Below are 4,574 nucleotides of genomic sequence, written 5' to 3' on the forward strand. Positions count from 1 at the left end.
GGCCAGTACGTCATCGCGGACGGGCCGCTGGACACGGTGCCGGTGTGGCTGCGGGCTGGTGGAGCGGTGGCGCTGACACGGCCGGCGATGCACACCACGGACGCGAACTGGAAGCACCTGGAGTGGCACGTACACGCGGCGCCGGAGATCCGCGGGCGGCTCTACGAGGACGCGGGGGATGGGTACGGGGCGTCGCGGCTCACGGTGCTCAGCGGTGGGGTGGTGGACGGAGTGCTGCGATTGGAGCGGAGCGAGACGGGAACGCTGGCACGGGCACGGTCGGAGGAGACTGTGCGGGTGTATGGCTTGGGGTCGGTGCGGCAGGTGACGGGGGCTCGGGCACACCGGTTCGAGGAGGGCGTGCTGGAGCTTCGGGTGGGGGCGGACTGGACGCGGCTGGTGGTCGAGCCGTAGTGCAGCGTCAGACCGCAGGCACTTCCTTGAACACGACCCCTTCCAGCCCGAGGCGTTTGACGGCCTCGACGAATCGCTCGGTGGCGATGATGATGGTCGTGTAGTCCTCCAGCCGGAACAAGTCCTGGCCTGCGAGCAGCGTGCTTGCATCCAGGAGGGGGGCATCTGGGAGGCTCCCTCCCTGGCGACCACATCGTGCACATGGGAGTTCACGTCCCTCCGGGAAACAGGTGTCGTGAAGGCGGCCATGTGGATGGATTTCGATCTCCAGCAGGTCCGGAGCCTCAATCCCTTCGAAGTGAATGTCCACTTCGCTGGCAAGGAGTTTGAGGCCGCCTGTGCCGCGCATTTGCGCCAATGCGTCACGCTTCATGACCAGCGTCCACGGCGTGGGTAGATGCAACGCGCCCCACCAACCTGAGCCCTTTCCACTGAGCAAACCGAACCCGGCTCCAGGTAGCAACAGTGCGCCGGGAGGCGCATGTGGCCTCAAGCGATCGCGCAACCGCTCATACTCTTCGAGAGGGACCTGCCTCGCCTCCGCGAGTTCCCTGCGGAGAGCCCAGCCGGAGAGGTCCACGGATGGATAGGCCTCACCGAGGCCACCGGGGCTGGCGTGGCACACCGGACAAAGCCCACCGGGAAGCCCCCAGCGATGCACGCCATCAATGAAACCGGTGAACCTCGGACCTTCAGCAGGATGCAGCCTGAAATACTTCATACGGCCTCCTGAGGTCTCAGCGAAGAGAACGGTAGGGAACGATGGGTCCCATGACATTGAATTCGATGATCATCCGGGTCAACTGATCCTGAACCTGCTTCGGGGTTGCATTCGGGTGCGTGATGGCGAAGTCGCGCCACGTCTGATTCCAGGGACCTCCGCGCCCGCCTACGCCATGCAGCCGCAGGTGCTCGGCACGCGGAATGATCATCGTAAAATCGTGCACGTTGATGTGTGCCTGCCGCTTGAAGAACTCCGCGAGGTCCCGCTCTTGAGGAAAGAGATGATGGCGGACCCAGCCCGAACCTGAAGGCTTCCTGCCATCCGTCGGTGCCGGCGGTGGCGGATGGTTGTACCAGCGGATGACGAAAATGGCTTCGCGGTCACCCGGCAGGGGTTGAGCAGCGCCCCGATACCGGCGAGGTCCAAAGCCCGGCGCAGAAGCCGCAACGGGAGGCCGAACGCCACCTCCCCGCGCCAGCAGCGTCCCGGTGTCCTCGCAGTGATAGAGCCCGCACAAGTCGTCGGCGCAGACGAGCGCCACGCACTTGTCGTCCTCTCTGCAAGCATCCTCCCCTACGGACTCCGCCTCCCCCCAATGATCAAGCGCAGGACGCGTTGACGCGCATCCCCCCAGGAGCGTCGTCAACAGCAGGAACAGCGCGAGGGGGCGTCTCATCACGCCCCTTCCATATCAGCGCACAATCCTCGCGTCAGAACGCGCCCGGAGGGAACGGCAACACCGGCGCGTAGCCACCCGGCTCCATCGGGCCCAGGTGCTCGCGCACGGATTCGTAACGCGCATCCCCAGGCTTGATGATGAACAGGGCCTGTCCGACGATCGCCCCCGGAGCCGAAGCGCCCATCCGGAGCTCCAGCACCCCATCCGGCCGCAGGTGCGCCGAGCCCACGGGACTGACGGGCTTGGGCTCGGGCACCTCCGGCATGCCAGGAGGACGGGGAGGACGCGGGGGAACCTTCGAGGAATCACTCATGGTCACGACTCCGCTGGAAACAAGCCCTTCACTTCCCAGTACACCGCGCTCCCGGTCTTGAACGTCGGCTCCTGGAGGGACGACAGGACTTCTTCCAGTTGCTCCGTCTTGAAGGTCAGCACGACGTTCTCGGACTCCACCATTTGAAATTCCGAAATGAAGTTCTTCATCACGATCTGGACGTTCACCGCCCGCGAAAGCTTGTTCTCCAACACCGACCGCTTGAAATCCGTGGCAGCCCGCCTGTGACCAAACTCAACCTGAACGTAGTGCATGTCTTTCACCCCAACGGCGCGGCCGCAGGCCACAAGCAAGACATTTGATTTGCGTATGACGTGACACGCCAGCTCCGCGCGTCGCCATTCTTCCGCGCCATCACCACAGCGGCGCCATGTTCTCCACGTACTTGAACCCCGTGCCCGTGTTGAACACGACCACGGACTCCTCCGGCGTCACGTCCCCGGCCGCATGCAGCTTCTTGAGCGCCGCCACGCACGCGCCGCCCTCGGGCGCCACGAACAGGCCTTCCGCGGAGGCGATGTCCTTCGTGCCCTGCACAATCTCCTCCTCCGTCACCGACACCGCCGTCCCGTGGCTGTCCTTCACCGCGCGCAGGATGAGGAAGTCGCCCAGCGCCTTGGGTACCCGCAGGCCGTGCGCGTGCGTCGTCGCTCCCGGCCACATCGGCGCGTCCGGCTTGCCTTCCGCGTGCGCCTTCACGATGGGCGCGCACCCCTGCGCCTGCACCGCCACCATCCGGGGCCGCTTCGAACCGATGAGCCCCATCGCCTCCAGCTCCTCGAAGGCCTTCCACATCCCGATGAGCCCCGTCCCACCACCCGTCGGGTACAGGATGACGTCCGGCAGCGTCCACCCGAGCTGCTCCGCCAGCTCGTAGCCCATCGTCTTCTTGCCCTCGACCCGGTAGGGCTCCTTCAGCGTCGCGCACTCGTACCAGCCGTGCTCCTTCGCGAGCCCCGCGCACACCCGCCCCGCGTCGGAGATGAGCCCCTCCACCGTCTCCACATGCGCGCCGTAGGCCCGCGTCTCCATCAGGAACAGCGACGCGATGTCCTTCGGCACGAAGACGTGCGCCTCCATCCCGCCCCGGGCCGCGTACGCCGCCAGCGCGCTGCCCGCGTTCCCCGCTGAAGGCAGACACACCGCCTGCGCCCCCAACACCTTCGCCATCGACACCGCCGCGGACAGGCCGCGCGCCTTGAAGGAGCCGGTGGGATTGCCGCTCTCGTCCTTCACGAGCACGCGCTTCAATCCCAGCCATCCCGCGAGCCGGGGCGCTTGCAGCAGCGGCGTGAAGCCCTCCCCCAGGCTCAGCCGGTGCGCCGGGTCTTCCACCGGCAGCACCTCGTGGTAGCGCCACATCGAACGTTCGCGCCCGGCCAGCGCTTCGGGCTTCAGCGTGCGGGCCGCGCGCTCCAGGTCGTAGCGCGCGAACAGCGGCGCCTGACACGCCGTGCACAGGTTCCACACCGAGCCCGGCGCATACGTCCGGTCACACTTCGTGCAATCCAATCGGAGGACGGACATGGCCCCCGACTCTACTCAGTCCTTCAACTCCAGCCATACCGGCGCGTGGTCCGACGGCAGCTTCCCCTTGCGCTCCTCGCGGTCCACGTCGCACGCCGTCACCCGGGGCACCAGCGGCGCCGTGAGGTACAGGTGGTCGATGCGCACGCCCAGGTTCTTCGGGAACGCCAGCATCCGGTAATCCCACCAGGAGAACTTCTGCTCCGTCGGGTGCAGGTGCCGAAACGCATCCGTCAGCCCGAACGCGCGCACCTGCTGCAACACGTCACGCTCGCGCAACGTGAACAGCGTCTGCCCTTCCCACTGCGCCGGGTCGTACACGTCGATGGGGTCCGGGGCGATGTTCCAGTCCCCGCCCAGCACCAGCGGTTCGTCCGGCTTGTGGCGCGTCTCCAGGTAGCGCTTGAGCCGGTGGAACCACTCCAGCTTGTACACATACGCGTCCGAGTCCACCTGCTGCCCGTTGGGCGCGTACGCGCTCACCACCCGCACGCCTCCCACCGTCGCCGCGATGAAGCGCGCGTGCGTGTCATCCACCCCGTCCGACAGGCCGCGCACCACGTCCGTGGGCTCCTGCTTCGCCAGGATGGCCACGCCGTTGTACGTCTTCTGCCCGTGCACGGCGGCGAAGTAGCCCGCCTCCTTCACCGCATCGAAGGGGAAGTCCGCATCGGTGCACTTGAGTTCCTGAAGGCAGAGCGCGTCTGGCTGGTGCTTCTTCAACCAGTCAACCAGCCGCTGCTGCCGGGCCCTCACCGAGTTCACGTTCCAGGTCGCGATTCGCATCGCGGCCGACCGTCGCACGCGGCCCACGCCCCCGGCCACGCTTTTCCCCTGCCCCCGTGGCCCCAGGGACACACCCCTGCCGTCCCCAGAGGGAAGGGCCGTTGGCACAC

At 66.8% G+C, this 4,574-nt stretch carries 6 protein-coding genes and 1 pseudogene; 1 reads left to right on the forward strand and 6 read right to left on the reverse strand.

Annotated elements, in window-relative coordinates; translation table 11 throughout:
• A pseudogene (locus D7V88_RS39165) lies at nucleotides 1-414 on the forward strand (glycoside hydrolase family 31 protein); the annotation flags it as partial.
• 7 nt (nucleotides 415-421) lie between these two features.
• On the opposite strand, the gene sitI6 reads toward D7V88_RS39165, so the two are convergent.
• From sitI6 to xth, 6 genes are all read right to left on the reverse strand, one after another.
• The gene (sitI6, locus tag D7V88_RS39170) at nucleotides 422-1,192 is read right to left on the reverse strand and encodes a SitI6 family double-CXXCG motif immunity protein (RefSeq protein WP_120545626.1); all 771 of its coding nucleotides are present in this window, start codon (nucleotides 1,190-1,192) and stop codon (nucleotides 422-424) included.
• Nucleotides 1,152-1,814, reverse strand: coding sequence for a SitA6 family polymorphic toxin lipoprotein (gene sitA6, locus D7V88_RS39175; RefSeq protein WP_120545627.1), 663 nt, complete (start codon nucleotides 1,812-1,814; stop codon nucleotides 1,152-1,154). The genes sitI6 and sitA6 overlap by 41 nt, the downstream gene beginning before the upstream one ends.
• A 34-nt stretch (nucleotides 1,815-1,848) precedes the next feature.
• Nucleotides 1,849-2,130, reverse strand: coding sequence for a hypothetical protein (locus tag D7V88_RS39180; protein WP_147449070.1), 282 nt, complete (start codon nucleotides 2,128-2,130; stop codon nucleotides 1,849-1,851).
• A 2-nt stretch (nucleotides 2,131-2,132) separates the two neighbouring features.
• A complete protein-coding gene (locus tag D7V88_RS43365) occupies nucleotides 2,133-2,273 on the reverse strand; it encodes a hypothetical protein (RefSeq protein WP_158625259.1) in 141 nt (46 codons plus the stop codon).
• Between the two features lie 232 nt (nucleotides 2,274-2,505).
• Complete coding sequence (locus D7V88_RS39185; protein ID WP_120545629.1) at nucleotides 2,506-3,678, reverse strand: threonine synthase; 1,173 nt, start codon at nucleotides 3,676-3,678, stop codon at nucleotides 2,506-2,508.
• 15 nt (nucleotides 3,679-3,693) lie between these two features.
• Nucleotides 3,694-4,464: an exodeoxyribonuclease III gene (gene xth / locus D7V88_RS39190; RefSeq protein WP_120545630.1), complete on the reverse strand. Its 771-nt coding sequence runs from the start codon at nucleotides 4,462-4,464 to the stop codon at nucleotides 3,694-3,696.
• Between the last annotated feature and the right edge of the window lie 110 nt (nucleotides 4,465-4,574).

Source organism: Corallococcus terminator (assembly GCF_003611635.1).
Taxonomy (GTDB): Bacteria; Myxococcota; Myxococcia; order Myxococcales; family Myxococcaceae; genus Corallococcus; species Corallococcus terminator.